Origin of the sequence: Nodularia sp. UHCC 0506, assembly GCF_034931045.1 — a bacterium.
Lineage (GTDB): Bacteria > Cyanobacteriota > Cyanobacteriia > Cyanobacteriales > Nostocaceae > Nodularia.
The window spans coordinates 1-16,187 of the sequence record NZ_JAYGHH010000044.1; the positions used below are offsets into that span (position 1 = coordinate 1).

Genomic DNA, 16,187 nt, shown 5'->3' on the forward strand with positions numbered 1-16,187 from the left:
TATAATCTTCATCCACCCGCCCTTCATGGCTATAACAATTCATACAGCTTGACTTTTGCAGTTTAACTTAACATTCAATCAAGCAAGTTTTGCTTCTATGCTATTTGCTTGAGATGATGCACAATATTTAATTTTAAAGTTGAATTTAGTATTAATGTTTCATGGGGGAAACTGGAGCAAAATCTTAGGTTTGTGGAAAAAAAAGGAATTCTGGCTAATATTTCTACTAATAAAGGTGAATTTTTTAGGCAGTCTATTCAGTAACTTTTCTTCTCTACTGAGAGGAAGATGAAGCAAATTTTTACATGATCAACAATTATCACAGAACAAAAATCCATATCTTATATTTCAGAATCTTTCTAGGTACGCCATTAGTAGATTAAACTTGTATGAGGGCAGTCTTTCAAAATGCCAGGGTTAAAATATGTTTGTTGCGTATCTGAGACAAGAATCAACTGATCTGATCTGTAATATATGACGGTGGAGCTAAAGGTGACTAGTATTGATCATAACATCTTCTCTTTGTCAGGAGAAGCATCTATCCCCCAGGCTCCTCCTGAATTTAAATCAGGTTTTGTCGGCATTATTGGTCGCCCAAATGTCGGTAAATCTACTTTGATGAATCAATTAGTAGGGCAAAAAATTGCGATTACATCATCTGTAGCACAAACTACACGCAATCGTTTACGAGGGATTTTAACTACTTCAGAGGCGCAGTTAATTTTTGTAGATACGCCAGGAATTCATAAACCCCATCATCAATTGGGGGAAGTGTTGGTCAGAAATGCTAAAAATGCCATTGATGCAGTCGATGTGGTACTGTTTGTGGTAGATGGATCAGTCGCTTGTGGTGGAGGCGATCGCTTTATTGCCGATTTGCTGGCTCGTACTGAAACCCCAGTAATTTTGGGTTTGAATAAAATTGACCAACAACCCCCAAATTTTCAACCGATTGATGATAGTTACCTAGCTTTGGCTGAAGCCCAAAAATGGCCGATAGTGAAATTTTCTGCCCAGACAAGCGCAGGATTACCAGAACTGCAAGAGTTATTAATTGAACATTTAGAAACCGGGCCGTTTTACTATCCGCCCGACTTGGTGACAGACCAACCAGAACGTTTTATCATGGGTGAATTGATTCGTGAACAAATTTTACTATTGACACGTGAAGAAGTTCCCCATTCAGTCGCGATCGCTATTGATAGAGTAGATGAAGCGCCCACTATTACCCGGATACTGGCAACCATACACGTAGAAAGAGATTCCCAAAAAGGTATTCTCATTGGTAAAGGTGGCTCAATGCTCAAAGCCATTGGCAGCGAAGCCCGCGAACAAATTCAAAAGCTAATTGCTGGTAAAGTCTACCTAGAATTGTTCGTAAAAGTGCAACCAAAATGGCGACAATCCCGCATGACTTTAGCCGAGTTAGGCTACCGTGTAGAGGAGTAAATAGTCATTAGTCATTAGTCATTAGTCATTAGTCATTAGTTATTAGTCATTAGTTATTACACCTGATAACTGATAACTGATAACTGATAACTGATAACTGATAACTGTTGACTGATTAATTCCAAATTTGCACAACCCGCCCTTTAATTTCTTGTCCTAGCCAGGGTGTATTACTAGAAAGCGTGTGAAGATTTTTCTTTTCCACCTTCCATATTTCCTGGGGGTTAAATAAGGTAAGTTCGGTTTTTTGATCAGGAATAATTGTACTCGGTTTCTGTTGCAAACATCTTGCTGGTTGGGTGCTGAGAGCTTGCCATAATTCTAAAGCTGTAAATTTACCAGTTTCAACTAAATTCTGCCATAGCAAGGGTAATGCTAACTCAAAGCCAATTGCTCCGGGAGGAGATTCTGCAAAGGCTTGGACTTTCTCTTCATAAGTATAAGGTGCATGATCAATGGCGATCGCATCTATCACACCTGCTTTTACCCCTGCACGCAAAGCCTCAACATCACTGGCATTACCTAAAGGTGGTTCTAAATGTAGGCTGGTATCGTAACTTTTGATTGCTTTTGTGTCCAGTAACAAATGCATCCAAGTTGTGCTGGCAGTGATGGGTAAACCCGCACCCTTAGCTGAGGCGATAAGTTCTACACTGCGGGCTGTAGAGACGCGCATGATATGGACTGGCGTACCGATGGCTGCTACTAATTCTAACAAAGAAGCGATCGCAGATGTTTCGGCACTGGCTGGGATTGGCGGTAAACCTAAACGCAGGGCTTCTGTACCTTCGCGCATGACTCCATTGGCTGATAGTAAGCGATCGCATGGCCAAAAAGCGACAGGTTTTCCGAAAGGTTGGAGATACTCCAAAACCCGGCGCACAAATCCTAAATTTTCCCAAGGACGACCGTCTGTAAAACCAACCACACCAGCAGCAGCTAAATCTGCTAATTCTGTCAATTGCTTCCCAGCTAAATCCAGAGTCATCGCACCCCAGACATGAAGATGGGGTATATTTCCCATTTTCCCACCCCTCTGCTGCAACTGAGCCACAATTGCAGGATGATCAATAGCTGGGGATGTATCGGGTAAAATACTAACTCTCGTAAAACCGCCAACAGCAGCACCTTGTAATAAAGATGATAGGGTTTCTCGTTCTTCAAATCCTGGTTCACTGGAATGACTATATAAATCAACTAATCCAGTACCAAGAACTAATCCCCGACAATCTTTAATTTGAGTATCAGAACTAATATCAGAAATTTCTGTAACAACGGCTTGAATTTTACCATCAGCTATGAGTACATCAGCTATCTCGTCAGTTTCTAAACCTGGATCAATTACCCTTACTTGTTTTAGCAATTCTGTCATACAATTTGAAATTATGATTATTTATAACCACAGATGAACACAGATGAACACAGATAAAATAACGGTGTTTATTGATGTTTATCTGTGGTTTGGTGTTCATTTTGATCAGAGGTTGATAACTGTTCTACCTACTCCTCACTCCTCACTCCTCACTCAGCACTCAGCACTCAGCACTCAGGAAGCACTCAGGAAGCACTCCTCATAAAGCTCCAGCCGCAGTTTTATCGAGTACTCCTCCACTCAAATGACTGGTAATGTTCATTGCTTGTAGCACTGGTAAACCATCGAGTCCCGATGGATAATCAATGACGCTAACTGCACCATTACCTTGGCGGAAATTCCAAAAATTTTCTGTTGGTAAACCCAGAACATGACACAGCAAAGTTTTGTTAGTAGCATCGTGAGCCACTATTAATCCAGTTTTGAGTTGATTTGTTAATGCAGTTTGCACAATTAGTTTCCAAGCTGCTACACTACGCTCCCAAACCTGCTGTAAGTTTTCCCCTTCCGGCATTTGTACTTCTGCTGGTACAAGTCGCCAACGTTCTAAATCACCGGGAAATTCTTGTTCTATCTCTTTTTCTAATTTTCCTTCCCAAAGTCCGTGACTAATTTCTCTTAAACCATCTTGTAATTCTAAATTTACACTAGGGTGGTGACTTAATATTAGTTCTGCTGTTTCTTTTGGACGCAGCATGGAACTACTAACAGCAAAGTCAATTTCCACATTTTGCAGAAATTCGCCGGCTGTTTGTGCCTGTTTCTTACCATTATCATTCAAGGAAATATCAATTTGACCTTGAAATCTGGTTTGGCGATTCCATTCGGTTTCACCATGACGTACCAACAACAATCGTACTCCTTGATGATTCGGTCGCAAGGAGGGAAAAGTTTCTCCCAGGTGTTGCGTCTGATTCATCGATTCTAGTTGGACTGGTTCACCTAGATTACCGACAAAATTCAAGACACTGATATTACAGTTAGATTGTTGGAGGCAATGGTAGCGACTAGGGGGAATATCTAAAGCTGTACTAATCAAGGCGCGATTAATGCCGTTATGCCCAACTATCAAGATAGTTTCCCCTTGATGGCGTGACAAAATTTCTTGCCAAAATAACCGAGCTTGTTGATAGATAGCAAGGACAGGAAAATGTTCTTTCGTTCCTTCTCCATCTTTTACCAACATCCGCAGTTCATGGGGAAATTCTTTCCAGATGCGGTAGTCTTCGGTAAATTTGTCCTTGACATCAGCACTGAGCATTTCTGCCCACAAAGGCAAATCAATTTCCATCAGCTGAGGGGAAATTTGCGGCACAACAGACTTTTTAGAATCAGTTGCCAACTCACTGTAAATAATCTCGGCTGTTTTTTTGGCTCGCTGGAGAGGACTGCTATAAATAGCATTAAATGAAATATTGCTGAGGGCTTTTCCTACTTTACTGGCATCTGCACAACCTTTTTCTGTTAATCTTGACACATCGGTGCGTCCTTGGATTCGCCGCTCGGTGTTATAGCTGCTTTGTCCGTGGCGCACAATGATGACACGAGTCATCTGTCTTGCCCTCCTAATATCTAAAGGAATAATTCTACAACGATTACAGCAGCTGACTTCACAATAAATGGCTATTGTGGGTGGACATCTTCAGCGCCCTAGTCAATGCTACCCATTATCCCTGCAAAACATTCAGTCTCAACTCAGCATTTGTTCAGATAGTCCTCACTGATTCTACCTACGAATTACGAATTATTTTGACTTAATCAACAAAGTCTAGTATAATCGACAGCGTTTTAGTTTCCGTGGTGCAAGATGTGAGTAGTCAGAAAAAATGGGTTTCTCAAATAAAAACTATTCCCGGACAAGCCTATCTCTGGCTAGCAATCTTGATTTTTGGAGGATCTGGTGCAGTTACTCGCAAGCTAACAGAAATCGGTTCCCAAAACTTAATAGATGGTCGCAATCCGATTTCATTGTGTAATGTTTTATTTGTGGGAAATCTCTGCGCTTTGATGGTTCTGACTTTTATCTATAGGCGACAGTGGAATAAAGCCACTTTAAAGCAAATATCCCGCAAGAATTGGTTAATTTTGACTGTGGTAGCTATCCTATCAGGAGCTATTGCTCCCAGTTTGATTTTCCAAGCACTAGAGTTAACTGAAGTTAACAATATTATTTTGGTTGGTAGACTGGAACCGCCGTTGGTTTTGGCTTTATCCTTTTGGTTGTTGAAAGAACGAGTGAATCTTTGGGAAATTGTCGGGGCGATCGCCGCATTTGTGGGTGTGATTCTCGCTATCTTCATTCAGACACCAGAACAAGCCATGATGAACGTTGGAGGGTTCAATTTAGGAATCGGGGAATTTTTGACAGCGATCGCCTCAGTCGCTGTAGCGGTATCCACAATCATTAGTAAACAGCATCTCTCCAGTGTCCCTATAGGAATCTACAACATTTTTCGGACTGCATTAGGAACTGTCATCTTTTTCTTCAGTGCAATTGTGCTTTATGGTAGCGAGCATTTTATGGATGTACTCTCGCCTTTGCTGTGGCAGTGGATGCTGTTTTATGGCGTGGTAATTATCGTTTTAGGTCAATCATTTTGGGTGAAGGGGTTGAGAGATTCTACTGTGTCTGTAGCTTCCTTGGTTGGCTCATTTACCCCCGTTGCAGGTATCTTAGCCGCTTATTTCATTCTGGGTGAAACCCCTACTCCTGGTCAATATATCGGCGGTAGTGTGATTTTAGTGGGGATATTTTTCAGCCAATTTGGAATTTGGCAAAAGAATCGTCGCCGAGTTACCCCAGATGCTATAAAATCTGCACCAGTACAACAAGAAATAGAAGCGGAAGTGGGATTTAAAGGAATTTAACATTTTGGCAGACAAATTCAGACCTCAGACTGAATCAAGTTTTTCAGAGGTAATATAAGCTGGAATTTTAAGCTGATTATCTTTTCATAACTTGTATTCATCATGCTGATTGATTTTTCAATTCTGTCATTGCTGCTGAGTTCTGCCACTGGCTACTCAATACTCAATCAATTCTTAGACCGAGGATCAGGCAGAGGCCGCAGGGCGGAAGTCAAAAAGCTTAGACTATTAAGATGTGGGTTCCTGATTTAATATCTCTGGGATTTCTGCATCTGTAACAGCACCATCGCGATCATCAGACTGAGAAAAACCATCTAAGGCATCTTTAATAAATCCAGCTATGGGTACAGCAATTAATAAACCCAATAACCCGCCAATATAGGTTCCTAGCAACAAAGCAACTAACACCCATATTGGCCTTAGTCCTGTAAATCTACCTAAAAGCCGAGGTGCGATCGCTTGGTCGATGAACTGGTCTGTCACCACAGCTACAGCTAGAATTTTGACTGCCAACCAAAAATTGTGTGACGCTATGATTAAAGTAATTAAACTGATACTAGCAACATCACCAAAGGGAATTAAACTAAATATCCCCACTCCCAAACCAAATATTAAACCGAACTGAACTTGAAAAACTAAAAATATAACTGTTAGTAAAAATCCCATCAATGATGCTAAAGTCACCTGGCCAATCAAATAATTTTGAAAATTCTGCTGAAGCGATCGCTGCACTTTTTCAGTAAAACTCCAAGGCAACTTTTTAAATATCCCTGCCCAAATTCTGGGACCATCTAATAGAATATAAAAAGTTAATACTATTGTAATTAAAATATCAGAAACACTATCAATAGTTTCTATCACAATGCTGAAAAGTTTATCCGTTAAATTCTCTAATTCATCTGGTAAACGCTCAATGAAATTACTGATAATCTGACTAAAATTAATTTTTAATTCGTGGCTAATAGCCCAATTATCGAGCAGTTTAATTTTTTCCTCACTGCCATCAATCCATTCAGGCAGTAATTTAGCCATTTCGTTCAATTGCGGCAAAACGATAGGTAACAAAATTAAACCAACAACAGCAAAAATTACCAAAGCAGATATCAATACTAAAGCGATCGCATAATTTCTTTTAACACCAACTTGCTGAAAAAATGTCACAGGATAATTCAAAACAAAAGCCAGCAGCGTAGCCAATATAAAAATTGTCACCAGAGATTGAAAAGAACTTAAAAATAGAAATATTAGCCAAAAATTAAGAAATACTAGCGGAAAAAGCAACGTTAATATTAACCATTTAAGCAATTCTTTCAGTGAAATAGACATAAATAATATGATAAATTAAGTTAATATAGTAATCTTATCTGATTTGCTTTCCATTGAGAGATTCAGATCCCCGACTTCTCCAAGAATTTAGTGATTTTTAGCTAACCTTCACTTTCTTTAAAAGCTAAAAACTGTTCCTGACTAATTCTACCTACCTGATATAGTGTTTCTGTAATTTCCGAAAGAGTGAAAACAGAATGACCTCGATAACCATTATCTAGCAACCTAGATTTCACACCATTTTCATGATTAATTAACACTACAATATCCTGAATATTCAATCCTGCTGACTTTAACTTTTCCGCACCTTCCATCACACTTTTGCCAGTGATCAAAATATCATCAACCACCACCACAGTTTCACCAGGATAAAAATTCCCCTCAATTAACCTCCGAGTTCCGTGTGCTTTTACCTCCTTGCGGGGATAAATCATCGGACAATGGAGACGCAAAGATAAACCAGTAGCAGTTGGCAAAGAACCGTAGGGAATACCAGCCAACCGGTCAAAATTCAGAGAAGTTAAAATCTCTTCGTAAGCAATCAAAACCTGATTAAAAACCTGGGGATTAGAGATAATTTTCCGTAAATCGATGTAATAAGGAAAAATCGCTCCCGATGCTTGCACAAAACTACCAAACATAATACAACCAATATCATAAAGTTGTAAAATTAAATCTTGTTGGGGATGCTGATTCACAACACAAACATCAGGTAGCCACACAGCACAGGTAGAAGCATCAAGAACAATTTCAGTTTTCGCTTGATTAATTTTTGCACGCAACACCTGGATATTTTCAGCTAATTTTGGTTGACTCAACATATCTTGAGGAACAGGAATCAATAACCCATCACCATTAGCACTCAAGCCTGCTTCTAAAATTTGATTTAAATTACTCCCTTCCGCCCAAATACTACGCGCCATAATTATTCTTTCCGGTGCAACTGCCCGAATTAATGCCAAAACTTCAGAATTTGTAGTACCTACTTCTAAACCCAATTGTTCTGGAGTCCCCCAATTTTTTGACTCCTTCACTACCTGCAAATAAACAGGTGATTCATTTGTGGGATATTGCTGTAAAGCTTCTGCCCCTGGATTGGAAGTACAACATAAAATAAATACCGCTTTATCAGGATAAAATAAAAAAGGTGCTACATGATCTTGACCTGTGTAGGGACTAAGAGTAATGGCATCTATATTCCATTCTGTAAATACCGTGCGAGCAAAAACAGTACTGGTATTTAAGTCACTATGTTTAGCATCTAAAATAATCGGAATATGGCTGGGAATAGCGGCTAAAGTTTTTTGTAGCAATTCTAAACCCGGAATCCCCAAAGCCTCATAAAATCCTAATGTTGGTTTATAAGCACAGACAAAATCAGCCGTTTCGGTAATAATAAATTGTAACCAATTATGCAAATCAGAGATCACATCCTGAGATTTATAATATTTTGGCATCATCTCTGGATTTGGGTCAAGTCCTACAAAAAGTAAGCTTTTATTTTGTGATATGCTACCATGCAATTTATCAAAAAAGTTCATTCTGATTATTACCTAAGTAAATAATTAAAGTTCGTAGTCAGGACTTTAGTCCTTTTCATCTCCTGTTTCCACCTTCCCTGCTTCCCTTTAAAATCATCTAAAGTCCTGCAAACCAATCATAACCCTGGTCTTCCCAGTAACCCTTAAATGGTGATAAGCTACTCAACAGCGAGATTTTAGTCACCCATTTACTCTGCTTATAACCAAGTTTAATCGGCGAAGCTAAACGTAAAGGCGCACCATTATCAACAGGTAAAGCTTCACCGTTTTTTTCATAAGCTAACAAAGTTTGAGGATGTAAAGCCGAAGCTATATCCCAACTTTCATAATAACCATCAGCCGATTTAAAATAAGCAAACCGGACATTAGCTTGAGGTTGAGCAAGAGCGATAATTTCTCGGAGACAGACACCACCCCACTGCACTATGGCCGCCCAACCTTCTACACAAACATGACGAATAATCATAGAACTTAGGGGTAACGCTTGAATTTCCGCCAAACTGAGACTAAGAGGGTTGTTAACTTCACCATCAATAATTAAACGATATTTATCCGGATCAATAATTGGCGTACTTCTAAAAGTATTAATTATCAATTCTTCTGGTTTAACTTGACTCAATGCAAACTCTGGTACAGGCTTTTGGGGTTGAAATATTAATTCTCCGACTTTGCGATTCAGTGGTTCCGAAAGTGGTCCGACTATATCTTCAAATAATGGTGTACCACAACCACCTAAAAGTACACTTATACTAGATAATCCCGAAATTTTCAGAAATTGACGACGCTGTATGTAATGTAAATTCATATATTTTTAGACAATTTTCTAAAATAGGTGAAAAACCCATTATGCTCCCTATTCTTAATAAGTAGAGGGTTGAAGTGAGGTTTCTTATGGCTTTGTAAAAACTGGAAGGAATATTGATTAACTTCATTTACCAAAACATAGATTCTGTAAGTTGAGAACCTCCAGCTTTTTTGCCTAGTAATGAATGAATAACTGTAAATACAATTACCAATGGCACTGATGAAAAATGCACGATTCGTAATGCTTGCCAATCGCCAAACATATCTACAATCCAAGGAAATTGAGCAGGTTTATACATCCCTATGCCTGTAAGTAATGCTAACAGTAAAATCGGAATAATTGCTGTATATGTAATGCGATGCCACGCATAAGCTAAACGCTGGGGATTTTGAGTTTTTTGTAATGCTTTCAGGTCATTGACACCAACAAATCTACGTCGCCAGCGTCGGGTAATTAAAACATAAATTCCATACCAGAGGAGATTTAAAGAGAATAACCACATAGCCGCAAAGTGCCAGTGTCTACCCCCCGCTAACCAACCTCCTAATGTAAATATAGGGGGAATGTGTAAACCAGCACGTCCGCCAAACACAGGGTTGGCATTATAAATTTGTAGCCCACTGGTGAGCATGAGAAATAGGCTAATAATATTAACAGAGTGGAATATCTTAGCGCCTATAGCTTGATGATGTAATTTTCCTTTGGGAGAGGGAACGTTTGAAGTCATTGAATAAATATAAAATTTACCTATGTTAATTTTCTCATATTCACACTTCTCAGACACCAAGTTTGAATTAACAAAGACGATTTTTCGGCAATCTTGAGTTGTAAACTACACTTACAGCAATTGAAAAGGGTGAAATAATCTTTGGAAAAACTATTAAAGATAGCCAGAATAATTGATGTCTGTACTGAACGCATTGGCAAACTGACTGGTTGGCTAGTGCTAGTTATGGTCATTCTTGGTGTATGGAATGTTTCAGGACGATACCTGGGGCGGTTTATTGGCGTTAATTTAACTTCTAACGCTTACATAGAAGCCCAATGGTATATTTTTGACTTAATTTTTTTGTTGGGTGCAGGCTATACCTTAAAGCACAATGAACACGTCCGCGTTGATGTGTTTTACAGCAATTGGCCGCCCCGGCGCAAAGCACTGGCAGACTTATTGGGGACAGTTTTATTTCTGATTCCATTTTGTATCATGGTAATATTTTTTTCCTGGGATACTGTCTTGGCTTCGTGGCAAATTTGGGAAACATCGCCAGATCCTGATGGTTTACCCCGCTACCCCATCAAAACCATGATTATCGTCTCCTTTGTGTTGTTGATTTTCCAGGGAATTTCTCAGGCAATCAAAAACTTGGCAATTCTTCAAGGCAGACTAGAACCCCAGGAGGAAAATCATGACACTGGATTATGAATGGCTTGGGCCAGTGATGTTTGCCGGGGCTTTAGTGCTGCTATCGCTGGGATATCCTGTAGCTTTTTCTCTGGGTGGGGTGTCAATTTTATTTGGCATAGTGGGAATTTCTCTGGGTGTATTTGACCCGATATTTCTCACTGCTATGCCACAGCGCATTTTTGGCATTATGGCTAATTACACTTTGTTAGCTATCCCTTATTTTATCTTCATGGGGTCAATGCTGGAGAAATCTGGGATAGCTGAGAATTTGTTAGAAACAATGGGGATTGTGTTGGGACGCTTACGTGGTGGACTAGCTTTAGCGGTGGTGTTGGTGGGGGCGCTGTTGGCTGCAACTACTGGGGTAGTAGCGGCAACGGTAGTGGCGATGGGTTTAATTTCTCTGCCAATTATGCTGCGCTATGGATATGACAAACAATTAGCAACGGGTGTGATTGCGGCATCGGGGACTTTGGGGCAAATTATCCCGCCGAGTGTTGTTTTGGTGGTACTGGGTGATCAGTTGGGGATTTCCGTTGGTGATTTGTTTATTGGTTCACTGATTCCCGGTTTGATGATGGCTGGTGCGTTTGCCCTTCATGTGCTGATTGTGGCATTTTTAAAGCCCGATTTAGCCCCGGCTTTGCCTGCTGAGGTACGAGAAATTGGTGGTAAAGCTTTGGTAAAACGGATAATTCAGGTGATGCTACCGCCGTTGATTCTAATTTTATTGGTTTTAGGAAGTATCTTTTTTGGCTTTGCTACGCCGACAGAAGCGGGGGCTGTAGGTTGTGCTGGCGCGATCGCACTTGCTGCTGCAAACCGTCAACTTACCTTAGAATCTTTACGTGGGGTTTGTGATACCACTTTAAAAATCACCAGTATGGTGCTATTTATTTTGTTGGGTTCCACGGCCTTTAGTTTAGTATTCCGGGGAATCAATGGCGATCAATTTATGTTTGATGTCCTGGCCAATCTTCCCGGTGGTACAGTCGGCTTTTTGATTGTCAGCATGGCAACGGTATTTATTCTCGGCTTTTTTATCGACTTTTTCGAGATTGCCTTTATTGTCATACCTCTATTTGTGCCGGTAGCCCAACAATTAAACATTGACTTGGTTTGGTATGGTGTGATTTTGGGAGCGAATCTCCAAACTTCTTTCCTCACACCTCCCTTTGGTTTTGCGTTGTTTTACCTGCGTGGTGTCGCACCGCCAGAAATCACTACATCTGACATCTATCGCGGTGTTATCCCATTTATTTTGCTGCAAATGCTAGTTTTGGTCTTGATTATCACTTTCCCCGGTATTGTGAGTTTTTTACCTAACTTGGGAAAATAAGGATTGGTCATTGGTCATTGGAAAATTTGTCCTCCCATTCTCCAGTAGATGCGGGTTGATTAATATTTTGGGGTGGGCATCCTGCCTGCCTTCTGTGTTTAATGATATTTGTTAACCCGCCCCTACCCAATCTTTAACTATTGGAGATGGCGAAATTGGCATAACTCAATTCATTCACACGGTTCCAGTCGAAAACTTGTTTACGGAATCCTTTCCATTGTTCATAAACTTCTTTGAAAGTTGCGTCTTTACTAGCATTTTCTTCTAAGAATTCAAAGGAGGCTGTTTGGGCTGCTTGCATAATTTCTGGGCTGAAGGAAACTAATTTAGTCTCGCCGGCGATTAATCTCGAAAGTGCTTGACCATTCAAGGCATCATATTCAGTTAGCATATTCATGTTGGCTTCATAAGTCGCTGTTTTGAAGATGGCTTGGTATTCTGGGGGTAATTTGTCCCAAGCACTACGGTTAACCAGCACTTCTATTGTGGGGCCTGGTTCCCACCAGCCTGGATAATAGTAAAAGTCGGCGGCTTTGTGTAAACCAAGTTTTTCGTCATCGTAAGGGCCTACCCACTCAGCTGCATCAATTGCACCTCTATCTAGTGCTAAGAAAATTTCGCCTCCAGGTAAGACTTGCACACTCACACCCATGCGAGATATAACTTGTCCACCTATTCCTGGAATACGCATTTTTAAACCTTGGAGGTCAGCAACAGTGTTAATTTCTCTTTTAAACCATCCTCCCATCTGCGCCCCAGTGTTACCAGCCGGAAAGTTAATTATATTGAAGTCGCTGTAAATTTTTTGCATGGCTTCTAGTCCCCCACCATGATACAGCCAGGAGTTCTGCTGTTGGGCGTTTAAGCCGAAAGGTACGGAGGTGGCAAAGGCTAAAGCTAAGTTTTTACCGATGTAATAATAACCGGCTGTGTGTCCGCATTGCACTGTTCCGGCTTGCACAGCGTCCATGACTTGTAGTCCCGGAACTACCTCTCCTGCCGCAAAGGGTGTAATGGTGAAACGTCCGTTGGTCATTTCTCGGACTCGCTTGGCAACTATGTCTGCGCCGCTAAAAATTCCTAGAGATTTCGGCCAGCTGGTTGCCATTCGCCACCGGACATTGGGCAGTCCAGTTTGCACGTTGGCGGCGGTTTGGGTGCGCGCACAGGAACCTAATGTTACAGCTGTTGCAGTGGCGATCGCAGCTGTATTAATAATTTTTCGACGTTTGATCATGGAAAGTACTCAAAGGTAATACGGTAATTTACCAGTTTTTGGCAATTTGTTGATACTAGAAATAAAAAAACCCCATTGAAGAGGCAGGGGGGAAGAGGCAGGGGGGCAGGGCGCAGGGTGCGGGGGGGAAGAAATTTGGCTTGTATCACCATCTTTAGTTCCCGATCCCCAGTAATTAATCTCACTTTTGCAAAACGAGATGAAAGGAATTTAAATACCCTGTAATGGTTCTAGCTAAAGTGGGATGCTGTTTTTTACTCGCGATCGCCATTACTTGATACAAACGACCATCAGCAACAAACATTCTATTTCTCGTGATTTTACCACCAGCGTTGACATACTCAATTTCTTTGCCGGGATGTCCATTAGAACTACGAATATTACGCTGACTAATTAAATTACTTTGCGTAGTTTTTAAAGCCATATCCCTGGCATTATTCAGTATTTTTTGAGGAGTAGCCATTTGACCGTAATTATAAGGAAAATCATTATAAACAACTAAGTAGGCTACTTCCTGCTGGGGAGGTTCGACAACAAAGATTTCTAAGTTAATTTCCCCCATGTAGGTTTTTTGGGTTTCAATATTCCTCTCTGGCTTTCCTGGCATCAAAACACTAAAGCGCTTGTCTGGGGCAGTGAATATCTTCCATTGTGGCTGTACAACTGGAGGTTGCGGTTGATTTGCTTCTACTAAGGCAGATCCACCATAGATAACAGTGGCGGTGATAAGTGGTAACAAAACTTTAAAAGTCATAATTCTAGCTATTACAAATGCAGATATTACCGATGCTAGTTGTTATAGCCTAGCGGCACGTAAAGCTGCACCAATTAGCCCCACTTGTGGATTGAGAATAATGTGTACGGGTATATCTTCGAGGATGGGGCGCATCCTCCCTTTTTGGCTGAAGTTTAACAAAAAACTACCGTTTTGCAGCAGGGTTTGGATTTTGGGCGCAATACCACCAGCAATATATAACCCCCCGTAAGGTAATAATTTCAGGGCAAGATTGCCGGCTTCTGCACCATAAATGTCTACAAATAATTGTAAGGTTTGTACTGACAGGCGATCGCTTCCTTGGAGTCCGGCTGCACCAATGGCTGCACCGGGATCAACGCTTTTTTCTTGCTGTCCGGCTTCTTGTTCCCAGGTTCTGACAACTTGGGCGATTTCTGGGGATTCACCCGATATTTTTCTGTCGCGCAGAAATTGGTAAATGGCGACAATTCCCTGTCCTGAAACTACCCTTTCTACAGAAACACGCTGGATATCATGTTTATCCAGGAGGTATTTCAATAGCTGAAATTCCAACTCGCTGCGGGGGGCAAAATCAGCGTGTCCGCCCTCTGAGGGAAAGACTTGATAGTAGTTACCTTGTTTAATCAAAAATCCTTGACCTAAGCCAGTCCCAGCCCCAATAATGGCAATGGGTGCTGCTAATTTATGTTTACCAACTTGCAAAGTCAGCAAATCTTTTTTACTTAACCCAAAAATGCCGTAACCCACAGCCGCAAAGTCATTAATTAGACATAAGGAATCAATGCCTAATTCTTGTTTTAAACGGTCGGTATCGAGAAACCAGGTTAAATTGGTCAGCTTGGCTGTATTATCTACCACTGGCCCTGCGATCGCAAAACAAGCCTTGTGTGGTACGGGGGTATTAGCCTTGGTCAAAAACTGCTGCACTAACGGGACTAAATCTGGAAAATCCCCACTGCGGTAAGTTTCCTCACAAATAGTCTTTAACTCTAGGGAGTCTGATGCGTCCACCAACCGCAAAATAGTTTTCGTACCGCCGATGTCTCCTGCTAGTAACAAGGTCATACAATTTTAGATTTTAGATTTTAGATTTTGGATTTTGGTTCGACCCACAGATAAATCTAGTACAAGTCGGCGTAAATAAACAGACCATGCAAAATTCAATGAAAAGCCTATTTTCTGTAGAGTAAACTCAGGATGGAGCGAGTTATGATTTAAGCAAATCGAATTACTGACTCTATCTCTGTCAAATGGGAAGTATCTCCCTTTAGTTCTAGCAACCATTCAGTTCCTTGGCGAACGACTTTCACTAAAGAACATAAAGAAGCCTTAACTTCTGTTTTGGCAATGTCTCCTACTAGCCCCATTGCTGCCCCCAGTACAGATGCACCATGTCCTACCAGCAAGATATTTTGGGGATAAAATTCAGTAGCCAAGCAGATAGCAGTGTCTCCAGAACGTTTTTGTACTTGTTCGTGAGTTTCAGGATATTGGGCGGTGATACGTGGTGTATAGGTAGTATCAATTCTGGGGAATAATTCTGCTAAGGCTGGAATTGACAGTCTTTCTGGTGCTTCTGTCATCCAGTCTGGATTTAGCCACTCACTCAAACCTGTCTCTAGTTTAATGGGTAAATCTAAAACTTCTGCAACAGCGTTGGCCGTTTGTACAGTTCGCAGAAATGGGGAAGCGAAAATATGAGCAATTTTTTCTGCTTGTAGGCGTTTCGCTAACTGCTGTGTTTGTACTATCCCATCATCAGACAAGGGTGGATCATATCGTCTTTGGGCGGTGAGAAACCAATCAGGGTTGACGAAATCGAGGCGGTTAGCGTGTCTTGCAATCCAAACTATTTGATTCATGAGAGAATTTGATATATTTCCCGCAGGCTAAAGCCTTGGGCTACTTTACCAAAAATCTGGATCTAAAGCCCTGTCCTTCTAGGACGGCTTTTCTTCCTGCAACCTATCAATCCAGTCTTCAATCATTTGAGTCATAGTTTTTCGTTTCTGCTTGGCAATTCTTCTTAATTTCTCAAGCCTTTGAGGGTCAACCCGCACACTCAACCTCTAACCGACAAGTTCGATA

Annotated in this window: 15 protein-coding genes; 5 read left to right on the plus strand and 10 right to left on the minus strand. The window is 40.9% G+C overall.

Translation table 11 applies throughout. From position 1 onward, the window contains the following. Positions 1-474: 474 nt before the first annotated feature. Positions 475-1,449, plus strand: coding sequence for a GTPase Era (era, locus tag VB654_RS19555; RefSeq protein ID WP_323215472.1), 975 nt, complete (start codon positions 475-477; stop codon positions 1,447-1,449). A 115-nt stretch (positions 1,450-1,564) separates the two neighbouring features. On the opposite strand, the gene VB654_RS19560 is transcribed toward era, so the two are convergent. Further along, positions 1,565-2,821: a dihydroorotase gene (locus tag VB654_RS19560; protein WP_323215473.1), complete on the minus strand. Its 1,257-nt coding sequence runs from the start codon at positions 2,819-2,821 to the stop codon at positions 1,565-1,567. A gap of 43 nt (positions 2,822-2,864) precedes the next feature. Here VB654_RS19560 and VB654_RS19565 point away from each other — a divergent pair, with 43 nt between their 5' ends. Next, positions 2,865-3,026 (plus strand): hypothetical protein, encoded by a 162-nt coding sequence (locus VB654_RS19565; protein WP_323215474.1) that lies wholly within the window; start codon positions 2,865-2,867, stop codon positions 3,024-3,026. Here VB654_RS19565 and VB654_RS19570 read toward each other — a convergent pair. Next, positions 3,021-4,373 (minus strand): histidine phosphatase family protein, encoded by a 1,353-nt coding sequence (locus VB654_RS19570; RefSeq protein WP_323215475.1) that lies wholly within the window; start codon positions 4,371-4,373, stop codon positions 3,021-3,023. The two genes, VB654_RS19565 and VB654_RS19570, sit on opposite strands and share 6 nt — an antisense overlap. A 257-nt stretch (positions 4,374-4,630) precedes the next feature. On the opposite strand from VB654_RS19570, the gene VB654_RS19575 reads away from it, so the two are divergent. Then, on the plus strand, positions 4,631-5,689 hold the full coding sequence (locus VB654_RS19575; protein WP_323215476.1) for a DMT family transporter: 1,059 nt from the start codon (positions 4,631-4,633) through the stop codon (positions 5,687-5,689). Between the two features lie 228 nt (positions 5,690-5,917). On the opposite strand, the gene VB654_RS19580 is transcribed toward VB654_RS19575, so the two are convergent. The 4 genes from VB654_RS19580 to VB654_RS19595 all read right to left on the minus strand — a co-directional run bounded on the left by VB654_RS19580 (position 5,918) and on the right by VB654_RS19595 (position 10,088). Beyond that, positions 5,918-7,015: an AI-2E family transporter gene (locus VB654_RS19580; protein WP_323215477.1), complete on the minus strand. Its 1,098-nt coding sequence runs from the start codon at positions 7,013-7,015 to the stop codon at positions 5,918-5,920. A gap of 101 nt (positions 7,016-7,116) precedes the next feature. After that, on the minus strand, positions 7,117-8,556 hold the full coding sequence (locus VB654_RS19585; protein WP_323215478.1) for a bifunctional orotidine-5'-phosphate decarboxylase/orotate phosphoribosyltransferase: 1,440 nt from the start codon (positions 8,554-8,556) through the stop codon (positions 7,117-7,119). A gap of 97 nt (positions 8,557-8,653) precedes the next feature. Continuing rightward, entirely contained in the window at positions 8,654-9,361 is a 708-nt protein-coding gene (locus tag VB654_RS19590) for a molybdopterin-dependent oxidoreductase (protein WP_323215479.1), read from the minus strand. Positions 9,362-9,488: 127 nt separating this feature from the next. Further along, positions 9,489-10,088 carry a cytochrome b/b6 domain-containing protein gene (locus VB654_RS19595; protein WP_323215480.1) on the minus strand — a complete coding sequence of 200 codons (600 nt, stop codon included), beginning with the start codon at positions 10,086-10,088 and terminating at the stop codon, positions 9,489-9,491. A gap of 141 nt (positions 10,089-10,229) precedes the next feature. Here VB654_RS19595 and VB654_RS19600 point away from each other — a divergent pair, with 141 nt between their 5' ends. Together VB654_RS19600 and VB654_RS19605 are read left to right on the plus strand one after the other, a co-directional pair. Then, on the plus strand, positions 10,230-10,784 hold the full coding sequence (locus tag VB654_RS19600) for a TRAP transporter small permease subunit (protein ID WP_323215481.1): 555 nt from the start codon (positions 10,230-10,232) through the stop codon (positions 10,782-10,784). Then, positions 10,768-12,105 carry a TRAP transporter large permease subunit gene (locus tag VB654_RS19605; protein WP_323215482.1) on the plus strand — a complete coding sequence of 446 codons (1,338 nt, stop codon included), beginning with the start codon at positions 10,768-10,770 and terminating at the stop codon, positions 12,103-12,105. The genes VB654_RS19600 and VB654_RS19605 overlap by 17 nt, the downstream gene beginning before the upstream one ends. 133 nt (positions 12,106-12,238) lie before the next feature. Here the strand turns inward: VB654_RS19605 and VB654_RS19610 are convergent, their stop codons facing one another. The 4 genes from VB654_RS19610 to VB654_RS19625 all read right to left on the minus strand — a co-directional run bounded on the left by VB654_RS19610 (position 12,239) and on the right by VB654_RS19625 (position 15,961). Next, positions 12,239-13,339: a TRAP transporter substrate-binding protein gene (locus VB654_RS19610; protein ID WP_323215510.1), complete on the minus strand. Its 1,101-nt coding sequence runs from the start codon at positions 13,337-13,339 to the stop codon at positions 12,239-12,241. A gap of 184 nt (positions 13,340-13,523) precedes the next feature. Further along, a complete protein-coding gene (locus VB654_RS19615) occupies positions 13,524-14,096 on the minus strand; it encodes a hypothetical protein (RefSeq protein ID WP_323215483.1) in 573 nt (190 codons plus the stop codon). A 42-nt stretch (positions 14,097-14,138) separates the two neighbouring features. After that, entirely contained in the window at positions 14,139-15,164 is a 1,026-nt protein-coding gene (locus VB654_RS19620; RefSeq protein WP_323215484.1) for a glucokinase, read from the minus strand. 149 nt (positions 15,165-15,313) lie between these two features. Next, positions 15,314-15,961, minus strand: a complete 648-nt coding sequence (locus tag VB654_RS19625) for a histidine phosphatase family protein (protein WP_323215485.1) — start codon at positions 15,959-15,961, stop codon at positions 15,314-15,316. Positions 15,962-16,187: the final 226 nt, after the last annotated feature.